The 25,034-nt window shown below is 71.3% G+C and carries 27 protein-coding genes; 10 read left to right on the top strand and 17 right to left on the bottom strand.

Annotation, left to right across the window (positions count from 1 at the left end):
* Positions 1-58 precede the first annotated feature (58 nt).
* The 6 genes from O7629_RS15255 to O7629_RS15280 all read left to right on the top strand — a co-directional run bounded on the left by O7629_RS15255 (position 59) and on the right by O7629_RS15280 (position 4,819).
* Entirely contained in the window at positions 59-1,330 is a 1,272-nt protein-coding gene (locus tag O7629_RS15255) for a cysteine desulfurase (RefSeq protein ID WP_278169929.1), read from the top strand.
* A gap of 3 nt (positions 1,331-1,333) precedes the next feature.
* On the top strand, positions 1,334-2,032 hold the full coding sequence (locus tag O7629_RS15260) for a hypothetical protein (RefSeq protein ID WP_278169930.1): 699 nt from the start codon (positions 1,334-1,336) through the stop codon (positions 2,030-2,032).
* An 80-nt stretch (positions 2,033-2,112) separates the two neighbouring features.
* Positions 2,113-3,240 (top strand): LLM class flavin-dependent oxidoreductase, encoded by a 1,128-nt coding sequence (locus tag O7629_RS15265; protein WP_278169931.1) that lies wholly within the window; start codon positions 2,113-2,115, stop codon positions 3,238-3,240.
* A gap of 10 nt (positions 3,241-3,250) precedes the next feature.
* Positions 3,251-3,835, top strand: a complete 585-nt coding sequence (locus tag O7629_RS15270) for a hypothetical protein (protein ID WP_278169932.1) — start codon at positions 3,251-3,253, stop codon at positions 3,833-3,835.
* An 18-nt stretch (positions 3,836-3,853) separates the two neighbouring features.
* Positions 3,854-4,369, top strand: a complete 516-nt coding sequence (locus tag O7629_RS15275; RefSeq protein ID WP_278169934.1) for a flavin reductase family protein — start codon at positions 3,854-3,856, stop codon at positions 4,367-4,369.
* Positions 4,370-4,471: 102 nt separating this feature from the next.
* Positions 4,472-4,819 carry an Mth938-like domain-containing protein gene (locus O7629_RS15280; protein WP_278169936.1) on the top strand — a complete coding sequence of 116 codons (348 nt, stop codon included), beginning with the start codon at positions 4,472-4,474 and terminating at the stop codon, positions 4,817-4,819.
* Between the two features lie 37 nt (positions 4,820-4,856).
* Here O7629_RS15280 and O7629_RS15285 read toward each other — a convergent pair whose 3' ends face one another.
* Positions 4,857-5,186, bottom strand: a complete 330-nt coding sequence (locus O7629_RS15285; RefSeq protein ID WP_278169937.1) for a type II toxin-antitoxin system HicB family antitoxin — start codon at positions 5,184-5,186, stop codon at positions 4,857-4,859.
* A gap of 127 nt (positions 5,187-5,313) precedes the next feature.
* On the opposite strand from O7629_RS15285, the gene O7629_RS15290 reads away from it, so the two are divergent.
* Positions 5,314-6,234, top strand: a complete 921-nt coding sequence (locus O7629_RS15290) for an aminoglycoside phosphotransferase family protein (RefSeq protein ID WP_278169938.1) — start codon at positions 5,314-5,316, stop codon at positions 6,232-6,234.
* Positions 6,235-6,241: 7 nt separating this feature from the next.
* On the opposite strand, the gene O7629_RS15295 is transcribed toward O7629_RS15290, so the two are convergent.
* From O7629_RS15295 to O7629_RS15305, 3 genes are read right to left on the bottom strand one after another with little or no spacing between them, the layout of a single operon-like run.
* Positions 6,242-7,216: an aminoglycoside phosphotransferase family protein gene (locus tag O7629_RS15295; protein ID WP_278169940.1), complete on the bottom strand. Its 975-nt coding sequence runs from the start codon at positions 7,214-7,216 to the stop codon at positions 6,242-6,244.
* 6 nt (positions 7,217-7,222) lie between these two features.
* Positions 7,223-7,420 (bottom strand): DUF397 domain-containing protein, encoded by a 198-nt coding sequence (locus O7629_RS15300; RefSeq protein ID WP_278169942.1) that lies wholly within the window; start codon positions 7,418-7,420, stop codon positions 7,223-7,225.
* On the bottom strand, positions 7,417-8,313 hold the full coding sequence (locus O7629_RS15305) for a helix-turn-helix transcriptional regulator (RefSeq protein ID WP_278169943.1): 897 nt from the start codon (positions 8,311-8,313) through the stop codon (positions 7,417-7,419). Before O7629_RS15305 ends, O7629_RS15300 begins: the two co-directional genes overlap by 4 nt.
* 121 nt (positions 8,314-8,434) lie before the next feature.
* Here O7629_RS15305 and O7629_RS15310 point away from each other — a divergent pair, with 121 nt between their 5' ends.
* Positions 8,435-8,779 carry a hypothetical protein gene (locus O7629_RS15310; RefSeq protein ID WP_278169945.1) on the top strand — a complete coding sequence of 115 codons (345 nt, stop codon included), beginning with the start codon at positions 8,435-8,437 and terminating at the stop codon, positions 8,777-8,779.
* A 151-nt stretch (positions 8,780-8,930) separates the two neighbouring features.
* Here the strand turns inward: O7629_RS15310 and O7629_RS15315 are convergent, their stop codons facing one another.
* On the bottom strand, positions 8,931-9,275 hold the full coding sequence (locus tag O7629_RS15315; RefSeq protein ID WP_278169947.1) for an RNA polymerase-binding protein RbpA: 345 nt from the start codon (positions 9,273-9,275) through the stop codon (positions 8,931-8,933).
* A 140-nt stretch (positions 9,276-9,415) separates the two neighbouring features.
* Positions 9,416-9,676: a preprotein translocase subunit SecG gene (gene secG, locus O7629_RS15320; protein ID WP_278169949.1), complete on the bottom strand. Its 261-nt coding sequence runs from the start codon at positions 9,674-9,676 to the stop codon at positions 9,416-9,418.
* Positions 9,677-9,860: 184 nt separating this feature from the next.
* On the opposite strand from secG, the gene O7629_RS15325 reads away from it, so the two are divergent.
* Together O7629_RS15325 and O7629_RS15330 are read left to right on the top strand one after the other, a co-directional pair.
* On the top strand, positions 9,861-10,436 hold the full coding sequence (locus O7629_RS15325; RefSeq protein ID WP_278169951.1) for a vitamin K epoxide reductase family protein: 576 nt from the start codon (positions 9,861-9,863) through the stop codon (positions 10,434-10,436).
* Positions 10,433-12,043: an NAD(P)/FAD-dependent oxidoreductase gene (locus tag O7629_RS15330; RefSeq protein ID WP_278169953.1), complete on the top strand. Its 1,611-nt coding sequence runs from the start codon at positions 10,433-10,435 to the stop codon at positions 12,041-12,043. The genes O7629_RS15325 and O7629_RS15330 overlap by 4 nt, the downstream gene beginning before the upstream one ends.
* Here the strand turns inward: O7629_RS15330 and O7629_RS15335 are convergent.
* From O7629_RS15335 to O7629_RS15385, 11 genes are all read right to left on the bottom strand, one after another.
* Complete coding sequence (locus tag O7629_RS15335; protein ID WP_278169954.1) at positions 11,994-13,361, bottom strand: FAD-dependent oxidoreductase; 1,368 nt, start codon at positions 13,359-13,361, stop codon at positions 11,994-11,996. The two genes, O7629_RS15330 and O7629_RS15335, sit on opposite strands and share 50 nt — an antisense overlap.
* Positions 13,358-14,188, bottom strand: coding sequence for a methyltransferase domain-containing protein (locus O7629_RS15340; protein WP_278174544.1), 831 nt, complete (start codon positions 14,186-14,188; stop codon positions 13,358-13,360). The genes O7629_RS15335 and O7629_RS15340 overlap by 4 nt, the downstream gene beginning before the upstream one ends.
* A gap of 17 nt (positions 14,189-14,205) precedes the next feature.
* Positions 14,206-15,801 carry a radical SAM protein gene (locus O7629_RS15345; protein WP_278169955.1) on the bottom strand — a complete coding sequence of 532 codons (1,596 nt, stop codon included), beginning with the start codon at positions 15,799-15,801 and terminating at the stop codon, positions 14,206-14,208.
* A gap of 198 nt (positions 15,802-15,999) precedes the next feature.
* On the bottom strand, positions 16,000-16,764 hold the full coding sequence (gene tpiA / locus O7629_RS15350) for a triose-phosphate isomerase (protein WP_278174545.1): 765 nt from the start codon (positions 16,762-16,764) through the stop codon (positions 16,000-16,002).
* 35 nt (positions 16,765-16,799) lie between these two features.
* A complete protein-coding gene (locus O7629_RS15355; RefSeq protein WP_278169957.1) occupies positions 16,800-18,005 on the bottom strand; it encodes a phosphoglycerate kinase in 1,206 nt (401 codons plus the stop codon).
* The gene (gene gap / locus O7629_RS15360; protein ID WP_278169959.1) at positions 18,002-19,006 is read right to left on the bottom strand and encodes a type I glyceraldehyde-3-phosphate dehydrogenase; all 1,005 of its coding nucleotides are present in this window, start codon (positions 19,004-19,006) and stop codon (positions 18,002-18,004) included. The genes O7629_RS15355 and gap overlap by 4 nt, the downstream gene beginning before the upstream one ends.
* 261 nt (positions 19,007-19,267) lie before the next feature.
* Positions 19,268-20,248, bottom strand: coding sequence for a DNA-binding protein WhiA (whiA, locus tag O7629_RS15365; protein WP_123602428.1), 981 nt, complete (start codon positions 20,246-20,248; stop codon positions 19,268-19,270).
* A gap of 53 nt (positions 20,249-20,301) precedes the next feature.
* Positions 20,302-21,288 (bottom strand): uridine diphosphate-N-acetylglucosamine-binding protein YvcK, encoded by a 987-nt coding sequence (gene yvcK / locus O7629_RS15370; protein WP_278169961.1) that lies wholly within the window; start codon positions 21,286-21,288, stop codon positions 20,302-20,304.
* Positions 21,285-22,184: an RNase adapter RapZ gene (gene rapZ / locus O7629_RS15375; protein WP_278174546.1), complete on the bottom strand. Its 900-nt coding sequence runs from the start codon at positions 22,182-22,184 to the stop codon at positions 21,285-21,287. The genes yvcK and rapZ overlap by 4 nt, the downstream gene beginning before the upstream one ends.
* 162 nt (positions 22,185-22,346) lie before the next feature.
* A complete protein-coding gene (gene uvrC / locus O7629_RS15380; RefSeq protein WP_278169962.1) occupies positions 22,347-24,320 on the bottom strand; it encodes an excinuclease ABC subunit UvrC in 1,974 nt (657 codons plus the stop codon).
* 91 nt (positions 24,321-24,411) lie between these two features.
* The gene (locus O7629_RS15385) at positions 24,412-24,909 is read right to left on the bottom strand and encodes a Rieske (2Fe-2S) protein (RefSeq protein ID WP_278169963.1); all 498 of its coding nucleotides are present in this window, start codon (positions 24,907-24,909) and stop codon (positions 24,412-24,414) included.
* Between the last annotated feature and the right edge of the window lie 125 nt (positions 24,910-25,034).

Here is a 25,034-nt window from a genome sequence, read left to right on the forward strand (position 1 = left end):
CGTAGTGAAATCGAGTCTCGCTGTTGCAAGCAGGGAACATGAGTGCCAAGATGGCGGCATGGGCACTCCGCAGCAGCTCGCCTCGACCTTCGACGTCGCCACGGTCCGCGGTGACTTCCCGACGCTGTCGGGCTCGTTGGCCTACTTCGACAGCGTCGCGTCATCCCTGACGCCACGACCGGTCATCGACGCGATGACCGAGTACTACACCAGCTACCGCGCCAACGTGCACCGCGGCTCCTACGACCTGTCGATGCGCGCCTCGCAACGCTTCGACGACGCGTTGACCACGATCGCCCGGTTCCTCAACGCCTCGACCGAGGAGATCGTGCTCACCTCCAACACCACCACGGCGATCAACCTGGTCGCCGCCACTCTGGACTTCGAACCGGGCGACGAGATCGTGCTGTCGAACCTCGAGCACACGTCGAACATGGCCCCGTGGATGCGGATCGCGAACAAGCAGGGCGTCAACGTGCGGTGGTACAACGCCGACCGCGACGGCAGCTTCGATCTCGACACCTTCCGAGGACTGCTCAGCGATCGCACCAAGCTCGTCACGCTGGCGCACGTCACCAACATCCTCGGCAACCGGCTGCCGGTGGAGGAGATCGGGGCGATCTGCCGCGAACGCGGCGTGCTGTTCCTGATCGATGCCGCCCAGTCCGCCCCGCACCTGCCGCTGGACGTGAGCAAGCTCAACTGCGACTTCCTCGCCTTCTCCGGCCACAAGATGCTCGGCCCGACCGGCATCGGAGTGCTCTACATCCGCCGCCAGTACGCCGTCTCACTCACCCCCGGCGTCCTGGGCGGCGGCACCATCGACACGACGGCCTGCGCCGCACCGACCCTGGACGGCTGTGTCCTGTCGGATTGTTCGTTCACCTCGTTGCCCGACAAGTGGCAGGCAGGCACCCCGCCGATCGCAGAGGCACTCGGACTGGCCGCCGCGATCGACTACCTCACCGCCCTGGGCCTGGACAACCTCGCCGCCCACGAGCGGCAACTCATGCACCAGCTCTGCACCGGCCTGTCCAGGATCGACGGCGTGGAACTGTACGGACCACCGGACCCCGCCGACCGGGTCGCCGTCGTCTCGTTCAACATCGCCGGCCGCGACTTCACCGAAGTGGGACAGCTCCTCAACGACAGCTACGGCGTCGCCGTACGCGCCGGACAACACTGCGCGCTCAACTACTTCTTCAACGAACTGCACGAGGAGGACAGCCGCGCCGGCAACGTCCGAGCCAGCCTCTACCTCTACAACACCGCCGACGAGGTCGACCGACTCGTCGCCGCCGTCGCAGACATCGCCGCCCAGGGAGCGTGACCGATGCCCGAGCAGTCCTCCGCCGCCGCCACCCTTCGGTTCTTCACCGAGCTGGGCCTGATCAGCGCCGACGAGGCCGCCCTCGTCGACGAGCTGTTCGCTGCCGATTTCCCGTTCGCCGCCGCGATCGGCATCGCCGAGTCGGTGCACGTTCAGGTGAAGGTCGCCGACGTCCACGCGCTGCCCCACGACAAGATCCTGGCCCGGGACCTCTCCGCGCAACGCGACGCCCCCAACTTCCGCAAGTACGGCTTCCCCAGCGGCATCGCGGTCATCTTCACCAGCGGTGCCATCGCCGAGGAGGACCTCATTCCCGGCGCGGTGACCCACCCACTGCCGTTCGTCGACCACCTCGGCATCGACCTGCGCGAAGACAGCCCCGACAGCCGCGCGGTCTACGCCGACATCCGTGACCGGGCCGTCGCCGCCGGTTGGCGACACGTGCGTCAGGGCGGTCCGCAGGCCCCAGTCCGCGGCTGCCAGTGCGAGGTCTCCGAGAAGAGCTGGGTCTACCCGCCGGACAGCCCGCATGGGCGCGGCCGGCCGATTGAGTTCGCGTTCGGCGAGCTCGAACTACTGTCCAGCACCGACACCAACTGCGACTACCGCCCTATCGACCCGGCTCACCCGCTGGCCCGTCTGGTGCCGAAGACCAACCAGGTACGCGCCCCTCAGACAGTGACCCTGTCGATCCGCCGGTAGAACCCACCCGTCGTCCCTGCCCACGGCTGTCACCAGTGACGCGTTGCGTCACTGGTGACAGCCCTGCCCCGGAGCCGCTCGTGCGATTCAGCGTCTACGACATCACCTCGTCCACCTCCGACGGCGCGTCAGCCTGGCGCCCCGTCGACAACAAGTTCCCCCACTCCGCCGCCTACCAGCACTCCCTCGAACAGGCCCGCATCGCCGACGAGGTGGGCATCGACATCTACTTCTTCACCGAGCACCACTCCAACGCAGGGTTCCAGATCGTCCCTTCTCCCCACCTGATGATCGCCGCCCTGTCCCAGACCACCAGCAAGGTCCGGCTCGGGGCCATGACCCTCAACCTGCCGCTGTACCACCCCGTACGGGCCGCCGAAGAGATCCGCATGCTCGACCTGCTCACCAACGGTCGTCTGGAGATCGGCCTCGGCCGTGGACTCGCCGGTCACGAACAGGCCGGGTTCGGTGTCCAACGCGCCGACAGCGAAAGCCTGTTCGACGCGGCGTTCCCCTTGATCAAGCAGCTCCTCACCGACGGCGGCGCGGCGTCCTACGCCGCGGGCCCCTGGCAGGGCGAAGGTGTCGCCCTCGTCCCAGAGGCCACCCAGACGCCGCACCCGCCGATCTGGATGGCCGGGATCAGCGAGAAATCCATCCGCAAAGCCGCCCGTCTCGGCGTCAACCTGTGCACCGCGTTCCTCGACGCCGACGACACCGCCCGTACCGCCGCCATCTACCGTGACGAATGGCAGGCCGCTCATCCGGGCACCCCGACCGGCAGCTACGCCACCATGCAGCACATCTTCGTGGCCGAGACCGAGGCTGAGGCCCGCAAACTCGCTCAACCCCACCTCGCAGCCTGGCTCGGCGCTGGACACGAAGCCTCAGTGATGATCAGCCAAAGCACCACAGTCGACAAGGGCTACGAGGACCACAAGGCCTGGTTTGACAAGATCACCAGCCTTCCCTTCCAGGAAGCCGTCGAGAATCACCGGATCATTTTCGGCACCCCCGACCAGTGCGTGGCACAACTGCTGGAGAAGGCCAAGGCCGGAGTTGACATGTTCCAGGGCTGGTTCCAGTTCGGCGGCCTCGACTTCGAAGCCAGCAACCGCTCCATGCGCCTGTTCGGCGAACACGTCGCACCAGCGGTAAAGGCCGCCCTCGGCACCGACACCACCCCAGCCCAACCAGCCGCCATCTGAAGGAGTACCCGTGACCCTGGTCAAGTTCTGGTCCGATCCTGCCTGCTTCTGGTCCTGGCGTACCGGCCGCTGGCTGGTCGCCGCCGCCGAACAGCGGACCTTCGACATCGACTGGCGGCCATTCAGCCTCAAGGTCCTCTACGGCGCGGAGATGAACCCCGACTGGGCCGCCATGCTCGGTGCCTCCCACGCCGCCCTACGCGTCGGCGAGGCGCTACGCGACGCCGGGCGCCCCGCCGACGCCGCTGACTTCTACACCGCCGTCGGCACCGCCGCCCACGACAACGGCGAAGGGTTCACCGAAGACCTCGTCCGTCAAGCCAGCAAGTCCACCGGCGTCGAGGATGCCTTCGACGCCTTCCACGACCCACGCTGGGACGCCCAGATCGAAGCGGAGACACACGCCGCCATCGCCTCGGCCGGTCCGGACGTGGGCAGCCCGGTCATCGAGTTTCCCGACGCCCCCCGCGGAATCCACGGCCCGGTCTTCGAAACGATCCCGCCGACCGGCAACGCCGGCGAGCTCTACGACGCGATCACGACGCTCGCGAAGACCCCCTACTTCTATGAAGTCAAGCGCGGCCGCCCAAGCTGAGTCAAGGAGACGCCAGCCGTGACACGTGCTGAAGGACCGGCGACCACGGACGACTTTCGCCTACTGCTCGGGCACTTCCCCACCGGCGTCGTCGCAGTCACCGCCATCCACGCCACCCGCCCCGTCGGACTGGTCGTCGGTTCCTTCTTCTCCATCTCACTGCGGCCACCCCTCATCGGCTTCGGCATCAACAACACCTCCACCAGTTGGCCGCTGATCAGTGCGGGCCGCACTTTCTGCGTCAACGTCCTCGCCGCCGATCAGGACCACGTCAGCCGGGCACTGGCTGCCACCGGGCCCGACAAGTTCACCGACCTGAGCTGGCACGCGTCCGAGGCCGGCTCCCCCGTCATCGACGGTTCCCTCGCCTACCTCGACTGTGACCTCCACGCCAGCCACAACGCCGGGGACCACCTGCTGATCATCGGTCTCGTACGCCGTTTCCGTCATCTGCGCAGCGCCGCACCGCTGGTATTCTTCCGCCGCGGATACTGGTCGCTGAGCAGCACGCCGGACTCCACACAAAGCACGTAGGGAGCCCGGCCACCCGGCTCCTTACGGAGATCTGCAGGACGTGGTCGCAGCGGATGAAGCGGAGGATGCCGTGACCGACGCCGTAGGGCAATCCCCCCAAGGGTGCTGGCGGTCTCGTGGGGTCGGATGGAGGTCGAAGGCCTTGGGACCGGCAAGGACTTCATGCTCCACCCGGGCGGCGGCAGGCCCTGGGACTGGTCCGAGCCCGGAACCCGGCACAGCCCGGGGATTCAACCCGAGGACGTCGAGGAGCTGCTGCGCCACGGCGCGACCGCGATCGTGCTGTCACGCGGCATGCAGCTCCAGCTCCAGGTCGACCCACGCACCCTCGAACACCTCGACCGGCACGGCATCACGCCGTACATCGCCGAGACGACGCAAGCCGTGGAGCGCTACAACGAACTGGTCGCGACCCAGCCGGTGGGCGGCCTGTTCCACTCGACCTGCTGACCAACGACGGGGCGAGAACCCGGCCGGGCGTGATCCACTACGCGCCATCGACCCGACACGCCGACGCCATGTCAGACCACGCGCATCCGATCGGCCACCGACAGATGGAGCCATCACGCAGAAGTGCCAGCACCGCTTTCGCGGTCGTCCCTTCGGCCTTCTCGTCCGCGTCCCGGGCTGCCCGCCTGGCGTCCAGAGCCACAGAAACCGGTTCGATGCCCAACAGCAACGCGATCGCTTCCCGAGCCATCGCAGCGACCTGGTCTAGTCGCCGGGCCTGGGTGTGCACGCCCTTGAGTTCAGGCACGCTGATGGCCCACCAGTTGCCGACCCGTCGGCAGACCACGGAGTAGGTCGTCACTTCCACCAGTCCTTCTGACCGCCATACCGAAAGACTAAACACCAACTCGGATCACCGCTGCGTCCTGTCATCCAAGTCCTGCGGCGACTGCCTGAGATCAGCAAATCGATCCGTGCGGCTACTGTTACTCGCCGTGGACCATGTCGAGGTCGAGGTCACCGCGGAGCTGGTCCGGTGTCTGCTCCGCGATCAGTGTCCCGACCTCGCCGACCGGCCGGTCCGGCTGGGCGCGCGCGGCTGGGACAACCAGATGTGGCGCCTCGGTGAGGATCTCGCCGTCCGGCTGCCCGGGGCGACCGGGTCGGCGGACGCGCTGCTGGTCAAGGAGTACGCCTGGCTGCCCGCGCTGGCACCGTATCTGCCGCTGCCGGTCCCCGTACCGCAGCGCCTCGGCGAGCCGTCCGTGCGGTTCCCCCGACCCTGGCTCGTCACCACCTGGGTCCCGGGTACCCCCGCCGACCGCGCCCCGGTCACCCGCGCCCGCGCGGCAGCTGAATCCCTGGCAGCGTTCCTGACCGCGCTGCACCGACCCGCTCCCAACAACGCACCCACAGGCAGCGGCAGCGGCCGGGGCGGGCCGTTGACCGACCACACCGCCCAGTTCACTCGCGGCCTCGCCGAAGTCACCGCACGCGGGCTGATCGACGACCCGGACGCCGTCCACGCTGTATGGCAGGACGCGGTCACCGCACCTGGATGGACGGGACCAGCGGTGTGGCTGCACGCCGACCTGCATCCGGCCAACGTCCTGACCGCCGACGGCACCATCTGCGGCGTCATCGACTTCGGGGACCTCTGCATGGGCGACCCGGCGTACGACCTCGCCGCCGGGTGGATCCTGCTCCCGGACGACAGCATCGACCACTTCTACGCGGCGTACCAGCCGGCCCCCGACGCCGCCACCATGCGCCGCGCCCGTGGCTGGGCGATGGCCCGCGCCCTCGGCGGCGTCCTGATCGGCGACGCCGGGGTCCATGGTCGCCCTGGCGGCAAGCCGACCTGGGGTCCACCGGCGCACGCCGCGCTGCGACGTCTCATCGCCACGATCGACTGACCGCAGGTCAGTCCTGGCGCAGCAGGGCGTGCGCGATGGCGCGATCCGGCGCGCTGTGCCATGCCGGGCCGCCGGCTCCGGACTCCCAGAGCAGGTTCTGCAGTACGCGGCCGAGCGTCCAGCCGATCGCCCGTTCCCGGTCGACGCCCAGCACCTCGGTCATCAGGTCGAAGCGCCGCCGGACCGCACGCGGCACGTCGCCAGTGGCGACCACGTCGTCCCACCGGTTGTGCAGGGCGGGAAGCAGCTCGAACGCAGGGTCTCCGGCGAGTGGTTTCGGGTCGATCGCCAGCCACGGCTCCCGAGCGCCGGACACGGTCGAATCGGACCTGGCCGAGTCGGCCCGGGACGCGAGGACGTTGTCGTAGTGCAGATCCCAGTGCAGCAGTCGGTCACCGGCCTCCGGCAGCAACTCCCGGACGGCTGCCGCGCACCGCCGGACCAGCGGACGGTCGGCGGCGGGTAGCCATACCAGCGCCTGTGGCACCCGGTCGAGCATCCCGGCGGCCACATCGGCGAGGCGGCGTACGTCGGGCGGGGCGGCCACCGAGGTCAGCCGGGCGAGCAGCTGGCTGAGGATGCGCAGCGCGGCCAGGTCGTCGGGGACGACTGCCAGGGTACGGTCGGCGTCGAGCCGTTCCAGCAGCATCGTGCCAGAGTGCCCGTCGTGCCGCAGGAGGCGTACCGCGCCGTCGCCGCGCCAGGCCCGCAGCGCCGCCGGCTCACCGACGGTCTCCTCGTCGATCGGCTGCACCTTCAGCATCGCCGGTGACCCGTCGGCCTGCGTGACGGGCAGCACCAGGGCGATCGCTCCCCAGCTCGGCGGCCCGTCGCGACGCAGCCCCCAGCTGTCCATGAGGGCCGCAGTCAGCTGCGGCAGCGCCGCGATCCAGGCGCGGCCGGCGTCGCCGAAGTACCTAGTGTGGGATGCCGCCAGCTCCGTCGGGATTTCCAGGCCAGCGCCGCCGGCGGTCACGCTCACCGCCGGTCAGCTGGGGTCGACGGCCTTGATGGTGGTGAGGAAGCCGGTCCAGGCAGCCGGGTCGAAGGCGAGCGCTGGGCCGCCGCGGTCCTTGGAGTCGCGTACGCCGATAGTGTCGGCACTGAGGCGGACCTCGACGCAGGCGGCGTTGTTCGCGCTGCGGGAGGACGTGAACCAGCCGCGTGCGGGGGTGTGCTCGGTCATGTCATCTCCTGGGCCACCTGGCGGATCAGGGCGAGGGACTCGTCGAAGCTTAACGCCCGCTCCAGCGTCTCACCGAAGGTGATCGTGTAGTCGGCGACCCGGGTGGACTGGTCGATGATGTCGCTGGAGGTGAGGACCTCCTGCCAGACCAGGTCCGGCACCCGGGTCGACGGGAACGACAGAATCTGGAACGGCGCACCGAGCGCCGGGTAGGCACCTGCCGAGTACGGAACGATGTGGATCTGGAACTGCTCCGGGTGCCGGGTCATCAGGTCGGCCAGGTGGGCGAGCTGGGCGCGCATCACCGCCGGGCCGCCGACCTGCTGGCGGATCGCACCCTCGCCAAAGATCGCGGTGATCCGCAGCGGCGGGTCCTCGGCGAGCCGGCGTTGGCGGGCCAGTCGTACCTCGATGCGCTGTTCGGTCTCGGTGAGCCGGACGTAGGTGTTGCCGCCACGCAGGATCGCGCGGGCGTACGCCTCGGTCTGCAACAGGCCGTCAATCAGTTCGCTCTGGTAGGTGCGGACGTGGTCGGCACCGGCCTCGTAGCCGAGGAAGCGCAGGAACTCGGCGGGAAAGAGCTGCTTGTACGTGTGCCACCAGGCGCGGGCCATCGCACCGACCCGCAGCGCCTCCAGCTCGGTGGCCTCCTGGTCGTCGATCTCGTAGATCTTGACGAGCTGGGCGAGTCGGTCGGCGGGGAGTTTGACCTTGCCGATCTCCACTCCGGAGACGTACGCCTGGGTGATGCCGCTGCTGCGGCCGACGCCGACGGCGGTCATGCCGAGCTCTTCGCGGCGCTCGCGGAGCCGGATGCCGAGCTCCATGGCCTGCACGGTCGGCGACATTGCGGGGTTGGCGGGTGCCTTGCGGGTCCTCGGTGCACGTGCCATCGGTGGCCTCCCTCGCGATTGGATGGTGACCACGACATCACACCAGGTGATCATGAACAACACAAGGGGTTGATATAAGCGCGTTTTAGCGCGATGCTTCGTTCACCGCAGCATCCAAACAATGATCATGGAGGACACAGTGGCCGGACAACTGGCGTGGGTGGACGGTGAGCAGCGTGAACGGTACGGATTCTCGCTGTGCCGGGTGTTCGACCCCGGCGGCGCGGACGAACGCTACGACCTGCTCGGCGTCATCGAGGTCCCGTTCGACCAGCGCCACCCGGAGCGCGTCGCTGACCAGCTTCACCCGTGGGCCGTCGCCACCCTGCGGGCCGGCGGGTACGGCTTCGGCCACTACCTCGCCGAGCTGACCGGCCTCGACGAGAACGGCGAACCGTGGCACCACATCCGCAACGAGAACATCAGCTGGTCCGGCACCACCGTGCTGGTGCCCGCCGCCGACTGACCCCCACGCTGCAGTGGCGACGCAACCCTCTGCCTGACGGACGGCAGCGGGATACTGGAGTCCGACCAAGGAATTCGCCCGGTCGACGCCGATCCCGGGCATGATGAGCCGGGTCAGCCTCCGGTGCGTCGGGAGTGGGGTTAGGCGCCGGTCAGGACTCGCCGCGTCGGGCGCGGACCGCCGCGAGCGCCTCGGCGAGGATCGCCTCGGCGTCGGCGTCGCTGCGGCGCTCCTTCACGTACGCCAGGTGCGACTTGTACGGCTCGGTCCGCGGCCGGGCCGGCGGATTGTGCCGGTCCTGCCCGGCGGGCAGCCCACAGCGCGGGCACTCCCAGGTTTCCGGAGCCGCCGCGTCGACGGCGAGGCTGATCTCCACCGCGTGTCCGTTGGCGCACCAGTAAGTGGTCTGCCGGCGCGGTGCGGGTTCGGCCCGCTCGGTGGGCCGGGCCGGGCTGGCACCGATCCGGCTGCCCCGGATCGTGTTGGCACTCGCCATGTTGTCGCTCCTGTCGTCGGGGAGGAGGTGTCACCACGGCACGAGGCGGTGGTGCGACGCCGGTGAAGCGGGCGTACCGAAAAAGAATGCGCGGCCCGAATCAACGGGCCGCGCGAAATCTTACGACGGAAAGCGACGGATCACACACCCGCACTCATCGCGACCTTCAGCCACAGGCCGAGGCCGACGATGCAGGCGAACCACACGATGCCGGTCAGCACGGTGTAGCGGTCGAGGTTCTTCTCGGCCACCGAGGATCCGGCCAGGCTGGTGCTCACGCCACCGCCGAACATGCTGGACATGCCGCCGCCCTTGCCCTTGTGCAGCAGGATCAGCATGGTGAGCATGACGCTCGTGATCACCAGCAAGACGATCAATACGTAGGCGAACTCGATCGGCATGGCAGTGGTCAGTCCTCTCATCACGGTCGCCGGCTCGCGAAGCGGGGCGAACCGGACAAACCCGAGTGGGCCGACACCCGGGCCACCCCAGGATAGCGGGCCGGCTCGATCCATGCCGACCGGCTCCGACGGTCTCCGCGACCACCCACCCGTGTGGTCGGCAGGAAGGAGGGTAGCCGACCGGATGAGACGACAGGGACAGCCCGCCGAGCGGCTCCGGGGACGCCCCATCGGCATCGGCCGGACGTCGGACCGGGCAGCCGAACGGGTCAGCGACGAGCTGCGCCTGGCCGACACGCCGACGCTGCGTCGACGACGGTGGTCCGCCGGGCTGACGCTGCTGGCGGCCGGCGCCTACGCGGTGGTCGCGACCTACCAGTACGGCCTGGTGCGGCACCTGTCGGAGCCGGCGCTGCCCTGGCTGGACGCCGACCGGGTGGACGCCAGCGGCGAGGCGTACGCCGCCGGACACACCCCGGACACCGCGCTCGCGCTGGCCAACGCCGGCGTCACCCTCGCCCTGATCGGGACGGGCGACGCCGACCGGGCGACCCGCCAGCCGTGGCGGCCGCTGCTCGCTGCCGGCAAGGCGGCCGGTGACGCGGCCGCCGGGGCCTGGCTGTTCGCCGAGCAGCTCAGCCGGCACCGCCGGATCTGCGGCTGGTGCACCCTGGCCGCCGCCACCACGGTCGTGGCGGCGGCGCTCACCGTGCCGGAAGCCACCCGGGCGTGGCGCCACCTCCGTGGTCGCCCGGCATGACGGCCCGGCAGCGGCGTACCCGCCGGGTCGTGGTGGTCGGTGGCGGCCACAACGGCCTGGTCGCCGCCTGCTACCTGGCCCGTAGCGGCTGGCAGACGCAGGTGCTGGAGCAGTCCGACAAGCTGGGCGGCGGCGCCCGGACCGAGGAACTGCTGCCGGGCCACCGCTTCAACACCCACTCCGCCGCGCACAACATCATCAACGCCACCGGTATCGTCGAGGACCTGCGGCTGCGGGACGCCGGGCTGGTCTACCGCGAGATGGACCCGTTCTCCATCGCGGCGTTCCGCGACGGCACGATCGTCCGGTTCCACCGCAGCGTCGCGGCCACCGTCGAGTCGATCGCCGAGGTCGACCGGCGTGCCGCGCGGCGGTACGCGGCCTGGATGCGCCAGGCGTGGCCGGTCGTCACCGCGATGCGGACCATGCTGGACCCCGGCACCAGCACGATGCAGCGTCTGCGGCGGATGCCGGGCCTGGTCGCGGCAGGTGGCCGGGCGGTGGCCCGCAACGGCGGGCCGATCGGGCTGGCCCGGACCCTACTGGCGCCGTACGGGCGGGTGCTGCGGGAACGGTTCGACACCGAGCTGGTCCGGGCACCAGTGGCGGCGTTCGCCGCGCACGCCTCCGCGTCACCGCAGCAGGTCGGCGGGGCCACCTTCGCGTTGTGGCAGGCGTTCTACCACCAGGTCGGGCAGTGGCATCCGGTCGGCGGGTCGCAGGCGTTGACCGACGCGCTCGCCACCCGGCTGGCCAGCTACGGCGGCAGTTGGCGGGTGAACGCGCCGGTGGCCCGGATCCGGCGCACCGGTACCGGCACCGACCGGGTCACCGGGGTCGAGTTGGCCGACGGTACGCGGATCACCGCCGACGCCGTCCTCACCGCCATCGACCCACGCAGCGCGCTGCTCGACCTGCTGGATCCGCCGCTGACCGGCCCGGTTGCCGACCGGCTGCGGGCCGCCGGGCGCGGCAACGCCGTACAGAGCCTGGTGCTGCTGGCCACCACCGGGTTGCCCGGCTACCCGCAGGCCCGGCCCGGCGACTGGAACGGATTGCAGTCGTACGTGGACAGCCTTGACTCGCTGTCCGCCGGGTTCGCCCAGGCCGAAGCCGGTCATCTGCCGGACGACCCGGTGCCGACGTACGCGTTCACGCCGACCGCGCTCGACGACAGCCTCGCCCCGCCCGGCCGGCACACCGTCTACCTGGCCTGCCCCTGCGCTCCGTACGAGGTGCGGGGCGGATGGGACGCCGCCCGGGAGGAGTTCGCCGACCGGATGATCGCCACCGTCGAGGCCCGGGCACCCGGGTTCGCCGCCAGTGTCGTCGACCGGGTGACGCACACCCCGGCCGACATGGCCCGGCAACTGCGCTGGCCGGGCGCGCACCCGATGCACCTGGACATCAGCCTGGACCAGCTGGCGATGCTGCGCCCGACGCCGGACCTGGCCGGCCACCGCACCCCGCTGCCCGGGCTGGTGGTGTCCGGGGCGGGCACCGCACCGGTCGGCGGCATCGCCGGCCTGCCCGGCCGCGACGCGGCGTACGCGCTGATCACCCGGCCGCCCGCGCGGGGCGGGCCCGCCGGCCGCCGATGGCCGTGACGAACTGGGCGGCGGCCAGCTGGATCCCGTACGACCAGGTGGGGTAGGCATGGGTCGCCTGGGCGAGACGGCCAGCGAACATGCCGGTGGCCATCGCCAGCGCCGGTTCGTGGATCATCTCGCCGGCCCGGCCGGCGACGACGGTGGCCCCGAGGATCCGGCCGCCGCCGAGGTTGCCCAGCAGCCGGCGCGGCCCGGCGACCAGGGTGACGAACCCGTCGGTGGCGTCGGCGGTGACCGCCCGGTCCATCTCCGTCATCGGCAGGTACGCCACCCGGCCGCCCCGGCCGACCGACTGCGCCTCGGTCAGCCCGACCCGGGCCACCTCCGGGTCGGTGAAGACCACCCACGGCGTGGCGGCTGGGTCGTAGCGCTGCCGCCGACGCGACAGCGCGTTGCCGGCGGCGATCCGCCCCATGGCGAACGCGGCATGGGTGAACGGCATCCGGCCGGTGACGTCGCCGGCGGCGTACCCGCCGGGTGCGGTCGTGGCGAGGTGGGCGTCGGTGATTACGTGCCCCCGGTCGTCGACGGCGATCCCGGCGGCCGGCAGGTCGAGGCCGTCGGTGGTCGGCCGTCGGCCGGTCGCGACCAGCAGCCGGTCGGCGTGGACCTGGCTGCCGTCGGCCAGCCGCAGCGTCACGCCGCCGACGGTGGTGCCCGCTTCGACGACCTGCGCACCGAGGCGCAGCGTGATCCCTTCGCGGGCGAACACGTCGGCGATCACCGCCGACACCGCCGGCTCGTGGCCGGGCAACAGGCGGTCGGCGGTCTCGACGACGGTCACCCGGGTGCCGAACCGGGCGTACGCCTGGGCGAGTTCGCAGCCGACCGGGCCGCCGCCGAGCACGATCAGCGACCCGGGTGCCGACGCGAGGTCGAAGACCGTCTCGGTGGTCAGGTACGGGACGTCGGCCAGCCCCGGCACCGACGGGACCGCCGGGACGGCACCGGTGGCGACGACGTAGCGGCGGGCGGCCAGCACGGTGCCGTCGACGTCGACCCGGCCCGGCGCGACGAACCGGGCCCGACCGCGGCGTACCTCGATGCCCTCGGCCCGCAGCGCGGCGTCGTCCTCGGTGGCGGCGATCCGCGCGATCACCGCCCGCATCCGTCGTACGGCGTCGTCGAACGCCAGCCCTCGGGCGGCCGCCTCGATCAGGGTCTTCGACGGGACGCAGCCGGTGAACGTGCAGTCGCCGCCGGGCGGTCCGTCGGTGACCAGCAGCACCCGGGCGCCGGCTCCGGCGGCGGCGCGGGCCGCACCGAGACCGGCCGCCCCGCCGCCGATCACCACCAGGTCGTGTCCGCCGGTCACGGTCTGACTGCCACCAGCAGGCCGTACCCGATGATCTGTTCGGCGATCGCCGCGCGGGCGGCGGCCAGCACCGCCGGGGCCCGGGTGAAGTCCAGCCCGGCCGCCTCGGCCCGGTCCCGGGCGGTCATCCGGACCAGCGTCAGCCGGGCCTCGATCTGCTCCAGCATGGCGGCGACCGCGGCGTCGTGGCGTTGCGTGTACGTCACCCGCAGCCCGGCGGCGGCCAGCAGGTCGGCGTACTCGGCCAGCGGGCGGGCGTCGGCGACGCAGGCGATCCAGCCGCCGAGCCCGGCGAGTTCGGCCGGCAGCCGAGCCTGGTCGACGGTGACGTCGGTGAGGCCGAGGCGCCCGCCCGGCCGCAGCACCCGGGCGAACTCTGCGGCGGCGGTGGCCTTGTCGGGGAACGTGCAGAAGGCGCATTCGCAGACCACCGCGTCGAACGCCGCGTCCGGCACCGGCAGCCGCTCGGCGTCGCCGAGCTGGAACCGCACCGATCCCCGGGCACCGGCCGTCCCGGTCGCGGCAGCCGCCTGCGTCGCGGCGGAGACGTTGGCCGCCGACAGGTCGACGCCGGTGACGTCGGCCTTGTACGACTGGGCCAGCAGCAACGCGGTGGCGCCGCGCCCGCTGGCCACGTCGAGCACGGCCGCGCCGGGACGCAACGCGAGCCGGTCGGCGAGCCGCCGGGTCAACGCCAGACCGCCCGGATGGTACGACTCACCGAGCAGCAACGCGACGACGTCGGAGCCGTACGCGGCGGCGCAGCACGCCTTCGCGTCAGGCGTTGCGTCAGTCTTCGCGTCGGCGGAGACAGTGGGACCGTCCACCGGCCAGGCCCGGCCGGTCACCGGACCCGCCGGCCGACGTTGGTGGTGTCCGGGGCGATCCGGCCGTTGCCGGTACGTCCACCGGGCCGGGCCACCTTCGATCCGTACGGCGAATCGGTCAGGACCGGCTGCAGCGGCAGCGCGTTGGGCACCACGTCGGCCACCGCGACACCGGACAGCTGCTCGCGGACCTGTTCCCGGTAGCCGACCGAGTTGTACGCGCAGAACGGAATCATCCGTCCGTCCGGGGTGATCTCCTCGACGCAGCATTTCATCAGCTGTTTGACGTTGAGCGTGTACGGGTCCTGGAAGTCCTGAATGACGATCATGAAGGCCCGGTCGGTGATGTCGGCGATCGCCGCCGGCAGGTTGATCCCGCAGGCGTCGGCGCAGTCCAGCGCCGTCGCGGCGGCCGCCAACTGCTCACTGGTGGTCCCGGTGCCCATGAACGCCGACGCCGACCACAACTTCTCCAACGCCTCGCGGATCGCCAGGTCCGGCAGCACCCGGTTGGCGACGTAGTCGAGGTAGTCGGCGACGTTGAGCAGCCGCGGAATCGGCACCACCCCGAAGCCGGGTTCGCCAGGGGTGCCCTCGCTCAGCAGGTAGGTGATGGACCGGCAGGTCGGAAAGCAGCACGGCACCGGGAAGAAGTCCGACGCGGTGAACCAGTCGGGACGCTGCGCCACGATGCCGTGGATGATGTCGGAGTTGGTCAGCCGGTGCAACGGGTCGAACTCGACGTGCCGTCCGGCGTGGGTGACCGGCTGGAACGACACCGACCGTACGGCGGGATGCGTCAGCCCGTACTCGATGATCGCGCCGAGTTCGTGGTCGTTGAGCCCGCGCTCCACGGCGGCGACCAGGGTGACGGTCAGCCCGGCGTCGGCGCAGTTGTCCAGCGCCCGCCGCTTGATCTCGCGCAGGTCGCGGCCACGGATCGCCCAGTGGGTACGCTCGTCGAAGCCGTCGAACTGCAGGTAGATGTTGATCGCCCGGTCCGGGCTGTGCCGCCGGCCGAGTTCGGCGACGAACCGCTTGTCGGAGGCGAGCCGGATGCCGTTGGTGTTGAGGTTGACCGCCTTGATCGGGCGGGCCTGGGCGGCGTCGACGAACTCCAGGATCTGCTTGTGGATGGTGGGTTCCCCGCCGGAGAACATCACCACCTCGGGCTCGCCTTCGGCAGCGACGAACGTGTCGAGCATCCGTTCGCACTGGTCGAGGGTGATCGAGTAGCCGTCGGGTTGGTGGCCGGAGTCGGCGAAGCAGATCGGGCAGTCCAGGTTGCAGCCGGTGTTGACCTCGATGATGCCGAGGCAGGCATGCTGTTTGTGCTCGGGGCAGAGCCCGCAGTCGCTGGGGCAGCCGTCGACCACGTCGGTCTGGAACGCCAGCGGGATCGTGCCGGGCTTGTTGAACCGGGCCGAGTCCAGGTACATCTGCGCGTCGCCGTAGACCAACGCCTCGAACTGCCCGTGCTCGCGGCAGCGTTTGCGCAGGAAGACCTTGTCGTCGCGGATGTTGACCTGAGCGTCGACGACGACCTTGCACACCGGGCAGATCGACTTGGTGTACTCGATGAAGATTTCGTCGCGATCCTGTTTGGCGGTCATCCAGCTCCTCGGCGGCGCGGTGGAACCCCAGGGCGACCAGTCCACCATCACCGACCGTGGCCCGGCAAGCACCCGATGCCGTCGGCCGTAGCCGGCTACCAGTGACAGCCCGATGCCGCAGAGACATGATCATGTCTCTGCGGCATCGGGCCCGCGACGGTATGTGTGGGTGCGGTCGACCTTGACGGTGTCGACCGGTCAGCGCTTGACGTGCTCCGGGAAGCGGGCTATCTGGGCGAACTCGTCGGCGTCCAGGCTGGCGCCGCCGATCAACGCGCCGTCGACGTCGACCTCGGCCATGATCGCGGCGATGTTCGCCGCCTTGACCGAACCGCCGTACAGGATCCGGGTCTGGTCGGCGGTGGCCTGGTCGTACGACTCGGCCAGCCGGGCCCGGATCGCCCCGCACACCTCCTGCGCGTCGGCCGGGGTGGCGGTCTTGCCGGTGCCGATCGCCCAGACCGGCTCGTACGCGATGACAACCTTGACCACCTGCTCGGCGGTCAGCCCGGCCAGGGCGGCGTCGACCTGGTCGCGGCAGTGCGCGACGTGGCCGCCGGCCTCCCGCACGTCCAGGCCCTCACCGACGCACAGGATCGGGGTGATCCCGTTGGCCAGCGCGGCGGCCACCTTGGCCTTGACCACCGCGTCGTCCTCGTTGTGGTACGCCCGCCGCTCGGAGTGGCCGACGGTGACGTACTGGCAGCCCAGCTTCGCCAGCATCGCCCCGGAGATGTCACCGGTGTAGGCACCGGAGGCGTGCGGCGACAGGTCCTGCGCGCCGTAGCCGATGGCCAGCTTGTCGCCGTCGATCAGCGTCTGCACGCTGCGCAGCGCGGTGAACGGCGGCAGCACCGCCACCTCGACGTCGGTCAGCTGCTGCTCGTTCAGGCTGAACGCCAGCTTCTGGACCAGCGCGATGGCTTCCAGGTGGTTGAGGTTCATCTTCCAGTTGCCGGCCATCAGCGGCCGGCGGGCAACGGTCTCAGGCACTGCTCTCACTTCTCCAGGGCGGCGATGCCGGGCAGGGTCTTGCCCTCCAGGTACTCCAGCGAGGCGCCCCCGCCGGTCGAGATGTGCCCGAAGGCGGACTCGTCGAGGCCGAGGGTGCGCACCGCGGCCGCCGAGTCGCCGCCGCCGACGACGGTGAAGCCGTCGACCTTGGTGATCGCCTCGGCGACGCCCCGGGTGCCGGCGGCGAACGGCGCCAGCTCGAACACGCCCATCGGGCCGTTCCAGAACACCGTCCGGGCCCCGGCGAGGGCCTCGGCGAACGCGGCGACGCTGCGCGGGCCGATGTCCAGGCCGAGCCGGTCGGCCGGGATCGCGGCGGCGTCGACCACGTCGTGGTCGGCGTCGGCGGCGAACGCGGTGGCGGCCACCACGTCCACCGGCAGCACGATCTTGCCGGCACCCCGCTCCAGCAGGTCGCGGCAGGTGTCGACCATCTCGGCCTCCAGCAGCGACTTGCCGACCTCGTGGCCCTGGGCCTTGAGGAAGGTGAAACACATGCCGCCGCCGACCAGCAGCTTGTCGACGGTCGGCAGCAGCGCCTCGATGACGGCGAGCTTGTCGGAGACCTTTGACCCGCCGAGCACCACCACGTACGGCCGCTCCGGTGCGCCGGTCAGCTTGCCGAGCACCTCGACCTCACGGTGCACCAACTTGCCGGCGACGTGCGGCAGCCGCGCCGGTACGTCGTACACGCTGGCGTGCTTGCGGTGCACGGCGCCGAACGCGTCGTCGACGTACGCGTCGGCGAACGCCGCCAGCTGGTCGGCGAAGGCGCCCCGCTCGTCGGCGTCCTTGCTGGTCTCCCCCGGGTTGAACCGCAGGTTCTCCAACAGTGCGACCTGTCCGCCGGTCAGGCCGGCGACGGTGGCCTGCGCCGAGGTACCGACGGTGTCGGTGGCGAACGCGACCGGCGCGCCGAGCAGCTCACCGAGCCGGGCGGCGACCGGGGCCAGGGTGTACTTCGGATCCGGGGCGCCCTTGGGCCGACCCAGGTGGGAGCAGACCACCACAGCCGCGCCGGCGTCACGCAGCGCGGTCAGGGTGGGCAGCACCGCCCGAATCCGGCCGTCGTCGGCGATGACCCCCGGGTTGTCCTTCTCGAACGGGACGTTCAGGTCGGCGCGCAGCAGCACGCGCCGACCCGACACACCCTCGGCGAGAAGGTCGTCGAGAGTGGTTACCTGGCTCACAGGGACGCGCCCACCAGCTTGACCAGGTCCACCAGGCGGTTGGAGTAGCCCCACTCGTTGTCGTACCAGCCGACGACCTTGACCTGGTCGCCGATCACCTTGGTCAGGCCGGCGTCGAAGATGCACGACGCCGGGTCGGTGACGATGTCGGCCGACACGATCGGGTCCTCGGTGTAGGTGAGGATGCCGGCCAGCGGGCCCTGCGCGGCGGCCTTGACCGCGGCGTTGACCTCTTCGACGGTGGTCTCGCGGCCGACGGTGACGGTCAGGTCGGTGGCCGAGCCGGTCGGGATCGGCACCCGCAGCGCGTAGCCGTCCAGCTTGCCCTTGAGCTCCGGCAGCACCAGGCCGATCGCCTTGGCGGCGCCGGTCGAGGTCGGCACGATGTTCAGCGCGGCGGCGCGGGCCCGGCGCAGGTCCTTGTGCGGGCCGTCCTGCAGGTTCTGGTCCTGGGTGTACGCGTGGATGGTGGTCATCAGGCCGCGCTCGATGCCGAACGTGTCCTGCAGCACCTTGGCCATCGGGGCGAGGCAGTTGGTGGTGCAGGAGGCGTTCGAGATGATCGTGTGCTTGGCCGGGTCGTACTGGCCGTCGTTGACGCCGAGCACGACGGTGAAGTCCTCGTTCTTGGCCGGGGCCGAGATGATCACCTTCTTGGCGCCGCCGTCGACGTGCGCCTTGGCCTTGGTGGCGTCGGTGAAGAAGCCGGTCGACTCGATCACCACGTCGGCGCCGAGCTCACCCCAGGGCAGCTTGGCCGGGTCGCGCTCGGCGAGGGCCTTGATGGTCTGCCCGCCGACGGTGATCTCGTCGCCGCTGGCCTTCACCTCGTGCGGCAGCCGGCCCAGGATGCTGTCGTACTTGAGCAGGTGCGCGGTGGTCGCGGTGTCGCCCAGGTCGTTGAAGGCGACGATCTGGATGTCCGCGCCGGAGGCGAGCACCGCCCGCGTGAAGTTACGGCCGATACGGCCGAAGCCGTTGATGCCAACCCGGATGGTCACAGGTCCCATCTCCTTGCTTCTCGCCCGTCCGGGCCGGAGCCGGACGGATTGGTGTGCGCCGACCGCGTGGCGGGCCGGGCGCCGATCAGATGATCCGGCTGGTCACGCCGCAGCCGTACGTGGCTCGGGCGGGACACCCGAGGCGGTGGTCGCGGCGGGAGAGCCGGGTGCCGGCCCCGTCGCCGTACACTGCGACCCTATCCGAGAAGCCCGTGCCGTGTTGCGCCGGGGCGTCCGGTCACCCTGGTTCACAACTGGTGTTCACCCGACGAGCATCTCCGCCGTCACCGCGTCCTCGGTGTCCGGAATGCCGAGATCGCGGGCCCGTTTGTCGGCCAGCGCCAGCAGCCGCCGGATCCGCCCTGCGATCGCGTCCTTGGTCAGCGGCGGGTCGGCCAGGGCGCCCAGCTCCTCCAGCGACGCCTGGCGGTGCTCCAGCCGCAGCCGGCCCGCCGACGTCAGATGCCGCGGGGCGTCGTCGGCGAGGATCTCCAACGCCCGGGTCACCCGGGCGGCGGCGGCCACCGCCGCCCGGGCCGAGCGGCGCAGGTTGGCGTCGTCGAAGTTGGCCAACCGGTTCGCGGTGGCCCGCACCTCCCGGCGTACCCGCCGCTCCTCCCAGGTCAGCACGCTGGAGTGCGCGCCGATCCGGGTGAGCAGCGCGGCGATCGCGTCACCGTCCTTGACCACCACCCGGTCGACGCCGCGCACCTCGCGTGCCTTGGCGGCGATCCCCAGCCGCCGGGCGGCACCGACCAGCGCCAGCGCCGACTCCGGCCCCGGGCAGGTGATCTCCAACGCGCTGGACCGACCCGGCTCGGTCAACGACCCGTGCGACATGAACGCGCCCCGCCAGGCCGACACGGCGCAGCAGACGTTCGCCGACACCAGGTGCGGGGGCAGGCCACGCACCGGCCGGCCCCGCACGTCCAGCAGGCCGGTCTGCCGGGCCAACGCCTCGCCGTCCTTGACCACCCGGATGATGAAGTGGTTGCCCTTGCGCAGCCCACTCGGGCTCAGCACGTGAATCTCGCTCGAGTAGCCGTAGACGTCGGCCACCTCCCGGCGCAGCCGCCGGGCGACCGCGTTGGTGTCCAGCTCGGCTTCGACGACGACCCGGCCGGCGACGATGTGCAGTCCGCCGGAGAAGCGCAGCAACGCGGCCATCTCGGCGCGACGGCAGCACGGCTTGGGCACGTCGACCCGGCTCAGCTCGTCCTTGACGGCAGCGGTCATCGCCATAGTCATTCACCTCACGGGGGCCGGTTAGACGGCGGGTACCGATACGTACGTGCTTAACGAGCGGACCCCAGGACAGGCACCAGGGCGGCACCCAACGCGACCGGATCGTGCCGGGGGCTGCCGTCGGCGACCGCCAACGGGGCGAGCGTCAAACGCGCACCCAGCGATTCTGCCGCACGGGCCGCCGGCTCGGGATCGCCGACCGCCGTACCGTCGGCGAGCACCGTGTCGACCTGCAGCTGCGGCAGGTACCAGCTGAGCGCGGCGAGGTGGTCGGCGACCGACAGCCCGAGGGTCTCCTTCTCCGCCGCCAGGTTCAGCGTGACCAGCCGCCGGGCCGGGCTGGCCACGATCGCGGCGGCCAGGTCCGGCACCAGCAGATGCGGGATGACGCTGGTGTACCAACTGCCCGGCCCGAAGATCAGCCAGTCGGCGTCGCGTACCGCCGCCAGCACCGGCCGGCAGGCGGCCGGTGCCTTCGGCTGCAGCCGCACCGACTCGACCCGGCCCCGGGTGACCGCCACCGCGTGCTGGCCCCGGACCGTGACCACGTCAGTCGGCCGGCGCGGGTCACCGCCGCGCACGTCGGCTTCGATCGACACCGGCTCGCAGGACATCGGCAGCACCCGGCCGGTCGCGCCGAGCAGCCGGCCGACGTGGTCGAGGGCGGCGACCGGGTCACCGAGCAGCTCCATCAGCCCGCACAGCACCAGGTTGCCGACCGCGTGCCCGGTGAGTGGGTCGGGACGGTCGGTGGCCGGTGCCTCCCCCGGCACCGGCACGAACCGGTGCTGGAACAGCTCGGCGGTCAACTGGTCGGCCGACGCCGGCCCGGCCAGCGCGGCGAGCGCCTGGCGCAGGTCGCCGGGGGGCAGCGCGCCCCGGTCGGCCCGCAGCCGACCGCTCGACCCACCGTCGTCACCGACCGTGACCACCGCGGTGAGGTCCAGCGCCAGCTCGGCACCGGCGTGACGCAGGCCACGCAGCGAGGCGGCCAGCCCGTGCCCGCCGCCGAAGGCCACCACCCGCAGTACGCTCACTCGCGCCCCAGGTCACGGTGCTGGGCGTTGACCGACAGCCGGGCCTGACGCAGCCGTACGGCGAGCTCCTCGGCGATCGCCACGGAGCGGTGCTTGCCGCCGGTGCAGCCGACCGCCACGGTCAGATAGCGTTTGCCCTCCCGCTCGAACCCGGCGGTGGTGGCGTTGACCAGCTCGGCGTAGTTGCGGACGAAGTCGTCGGCGCCTTCCTGGCTGAGCACATACCCGCTGACCGACGCCTCCCGGCCGGTGTACTCGCGCAGATCCGGGACCCAGTACGGGTTGGGCAGGAACCGCGCGTCGATGACGAAGTCGGCGTCCGGCGGCAGCCCGTACTTGAAGCCGAACGACAGCACGGTGATCCGCAGCCGGCGGGCGTCCTCGCCGCCGAACAGCTCCTCGACCCGGCGCCGGAGCTGGTTCTCGTTCAGATGGCTGGTGTCGATGATCACATCGGCCTGGTCGCGGGCCTCGGCGAGCAGGTCCCGCTCGGCGGCGATGCCGTCGGCCAGCCGGCCGTCGCCCTGCAGCGGATGCGAGCGCCGGACACTTTCGAACCGGCGGATCAGCACGTCGGCGGCGGCGTCGACAAAGACCACCCGGGGCTGGTAGCCGCGTTCCTTGAGCGCCCGGATCGCGCCGACCAGGTCGGTGGAGAAGGCGCGGCTGCGCACGTCCAGCACCATCGCGGTACGCCGGGCCGCCCCACCGGCCCGCATCGCCAGCTCGGCCATGTCGAGCAGCAGCGCCTGCGGCAGGTTGTCCACCACGTAGTAGCCGACGTTCTCCAGGGCCCGGGCCACCGTGCTGCGTCCGCCACCGGACACCCCGGTCACCACGACCAGCCGGGCCTCGTTCTGGTCGGCCACGGTACCGGCCGGTTCGCCGTCGTGCACGGCGCTGCTGGCCAGGTCGTCGACCGCCGCGACGCTGGCCGGTGTGTCGTCGGCCGGCCGGGTGATGTCGTCGCCCGGGTTCAGGCTGTTCTGCCTCACGGTCCTCCTGCCTCGGGTACGCGGCGCGCCAGGTGCGCGCAGGTCGGCACCACAGATGGGATTCTAGGTGCGATCCGCGCCGTCATCCGGCGACCCGGCGAGCGCAGCGACGATCGTCTCCGCGATCCGCCGGCCGATGCCGGGCACCTCGGTGATCTCGTCGACGGTCGCCGAGGCGATCCGCCGGACCGAGCCGAAGTGCCGCAGCAGCGCCTTGCGCCGGGTCTCGCCGAGCCCGGGCACCTGGTCCAGCCCGGAGGCCGTCATCCGCTTCGACCGGCGCTGCCGGTGGTAGGTGATCGCGAACCGGTGCGCCTCGTCGCGGATGCGTTGCAGCAGGTAGAGCCCTTCGGAGGTGCGCGGCAGGATCACCGGGTAGTCGTCGCCGGGCAGCCACACCTCCTCCAGCCGCTTGGCCAGCCCGCACAGCGCCACGTCGTCGACGCCGAGCTCGGCCAGCGCCGTCGCGGCGGCCTGCACCTGCGGCGCACCGCCGTCGACCACGACCAACTGCGGCGGGTACGCGAACCGGCGTGGCCGTCCGGTCTGCGGGTCGACACCCGGCGGTGGCTGGGCCACGTCCGCCGCCGGCGGCGCCGGCACGTCGTCAGCAGGCACCGTCGCCTGCGACGGCGGTTCGTCGGCGGGCTGGCGGTGGCGGGCGAAGCGTCTGCGCAGCACCTCGCTCATCGCGGACAGGTCGTCGGTCGCCCCCCGGACTGCGAACCGGCGGTACTCGGCCTTGCGGGGCAGCCCGTCCTCGAACACCACCAGGCTGGCCACCACGTCGGTGCCCTGGATCTGCGACACGTCGAAACACTCGATACGCAGCGGCGCGGCGGCCAGCCCCAGCGCCTCGGCGATCTCCTCCAACGCCTGGCTGCGGGTGGTCAGGTCACTGGCCCGGCGCAGCTTGTGCCGGGTCAACGCCTCGCCGGCGTTGCGGGCCACCGTCTCCATCAGGGCGCGCTTGTCGCCGCGTTGCGGCACCCGCAGCGTCACCCGGCTGCCTCGGCGGGCGGTCAGCCAGTCGGCGAGCGCCGGCGCGTCCGCCGGCAGCTCGGGCACCAGCAGCTCCCGGGGCACGTCGGTCTCGCCCTGCTCGGGGCCGTACACCTGGGTGCAGAAGTGATGCACCAGGTCGGCGGTGGTCAGCTGCTCGACCTTCTCCACCACCCAGCCGCGCTGACCGCGCACCCGGCCGCCGCGGACGTGGAACACCTGCACCGCGGCTTCGAGCGGGTCCTCGGCGAAGGCGACCACGTCGGCGTCGGTGCCGTCCCCGAGCACCACGGTCTGCTTCTCCATCGCCTTGCGCAGCGCGGCGACGTCGTCACGCAGCCGGGCGGCCCGCTCGAACTCCAACGCCTCGGCGGCGTCGTGCATGTCCCGCTCCAACCGGCGCACCATGGTGTCGGTGCGCCCGGCCATGAAGTCGCAGAACTCGTCGACGATCGCCCGGTGCCCGGCGGCGTCGACCCGGCCGACGCACGGCGCCGAGCACTTGCCGATGTCACCGAGCAGACACGGCCGCCCGACCTGGCCGGCCTGCCGGAACACGCCGGCCGAGCAGGTCCGCGCCGGGAAGACCCGCAGCAGCAGGTCGAGGGTCTCGCGGATCGCCCAGGCGTGCGAGTACGGCCCGAAGTAGCGCACCCCTTTGCGTTTCGCCCCGCGCATCACCTGCAGCCGGGGAAACTCCTCGTCCAGCGTCACCGCCAGGTACGGGTAGGACTTGTCGTCCCGGTAGCGGACGTTGAACCGGGGGTCGTACTCCTTGATCCAGAGGTACTCCAGCTGCAGCGCCTCGACCTCGCTGCCGACGGTCACCCAGTCGACCGACGCGGCGGTGGTGACCATCTGCTGGGTCCGCTGGTGCAGTTGCCACAGGTCGCCGAAGTAGGAGTTGAGTCGGCTGCGCAGGCTCTTGGCCTTGCCGACGTAGATGACCCGCCCGGTGGGATCACGGAACCGGTAGACCCCCGGCGAGTCCGGGATGGTGCCGGGGGCGGGGCGGTAGCTGGACGGATCTGGCATCGCCGTCAGCGTAGTCCAGGGCTGTGACAGCTCCGGGCGTCCGCGTCCGCGTGGGCGGCCTCGCACCCGGCGGACGCGGACGACCGGGTCGTCAGGCTACCGAGATGGTCTCGCCGTCGACGGTGACGGTCTTCTCCTCCAGCGGCGCCGACGCCGGGCCGGAGAGCACCGAGCCGTCGGAGATGGAGAAACTGCTGAAGTGGCAGGTGCAGTTGATGGTGCCGCCGTCGAGGTTGGCCACCGGGCAGCCCTGGTGGGTGCAGACGTTGCTGAACGCTTTGAACTCGCCCTCGGCGGGCTGGGTGACCACGACGCCCTGGGCGGCAAGGATGACGCCGCTGCCGACCGGCACCTGGCTGGTGGTGAGCCCGTCACCGCCGGACCCGGTGTCGCCGCCGTCGTCGGTACCGCCGTCCGTGCCGGCGGACTGGCCCGCGTCGGCCGGTGCGTTGGCACCGTCGCCCAGGCTGTCGTCGGTACCGGTGCCGCAGGCGGCGAGCGCCACGGTCGCTCCGACCCCGCCCGCGCCGATCAGCAGCGCCCGGCGGCTGGTCGGACCGGCGTCGGTGGTCGTCTGGTGCTCAGTCATTCAGCTTGCCTCCTGTCAGTTGCCACGGCTGGTCGTCCATGGCCACGCCAGTAGAAACGGCGAGGCGTCACGAACGGTTCATCCCGATATGACGGCAGGACCATGATCCATGCGCAGCCGTAGAC

The organism is Solwaraspora sp. WMMD792, assembly GCF_029626105.1.
GTDB lineage: Bacteria > Actinomycetota > Actinomycetes > Mycobacteriales > Micromonosporaceae > Micromonospora_E.

What these genes read in the sequence shown, in the direction of transcription:
- O7629_RS15255 (WP_278169929.1), top strand. Translation starts at nt 59, where the DNA reads ATGGGCACTCCGCAGCAGCTCGCCTCGACCTTCGACGTCGCCACGGTC.
- O7629_RS15260 (WP_278169930.1), top strand. Translation starts at nt 1,334, where the DNA reads ATGCCCGAGCAGTCCTCCGCCGCCGCCACCCTTCGGTTCTTCACCGAG.
- O7629_RS15300 (WP_278169942.1), bottom strand. Translation starts at nt 7,420, where the DNA reads ATGACCGAGCACACCCCCGCACGCGGCTGGTTCACGTCCTCCCGCAGC.
- O7629_RS15305 (WP_278169943.1), bottom strand. Translation starts at nt 8,313, where the DNA reads ATGGCACGTGCACCGAGGACCCGCAAGGCACCCGCCAACCCCGCAATG.
- O7629_RS15310 (WP_278169945.1), top strand. Translation starts at nt 8,435, where the DNA reads ATGATCATGGAGGACACAGTGGCCGGACAACTGGCGTGGGTGGACGGT.
- O7629_RS15315 (WP_278169947.1), bottom strand. Translation starts at nt 9,275, where the DNA reads ATGGCGAGTGCCAACACGATCCGGGGCAGCCGGATCGGTGCCAGCCCG.
- secG (WP_278169949.1), bottom strand. Translation starts at nt 9,676, where the DNA reads ATGCCGATCGAGTTCGCCTACGTATTGATCGTCTTGCTGGTGATCACG.
- O7629_RS15325 (WP_278169951.1), top strand. Translation starts at nt 9,861, where the DNA reads ATGAGACGACAGGGACAGCCCGCCGAGCGGCTCCGGGGACGCCCCATC.
- O7629_RS15330 (WP_278169953.1), top strand. Translation starts at nt 10,433, where the DNA reads ATGACGGCCCGGCAGCGGCGTACCCGCCGGGTCGTGGTGGTCGGTGGC.
- O7629_RS15345 (WP_278169955.1), bottom strand. Translation starts at nt 15,801, where the DNA reads ATGACCGCCAAACAGGATCGCGACGAAATCTTCATCGAGTACACCAAG.
- tpiA (WP_278174545.1), bottom strand. Translation starts at nt 16,764, where the DNA reads ATGGCCGGCAACTGGAAGATGAACCTCAACCACCTGGAAGCCATCGCG.
- whiA (WP_123602428.1), bottom strand. Translation starts at nt 20,248, where the DNA reads ATGGCGATGACCGCTGCCGTCAAGGACGAGCTGAGCCGGGTCGACGTG.
- uvrC (WP_278169962.1), bottom strand. Translation starts at nt 24,320, where the DNA reads ATGCCAGATCCGTCCAGCTACCGCCCCGCCCCCGGCACCATCCCGGAC.
- O7629_RS15385 (WP_278169963.1), bottom strand. Translation starts at nt 24,909, where the DNA reads ATGACTGAGCACCAGACGACCACCGACGCCGGTCCGACCAGCCGCCGG.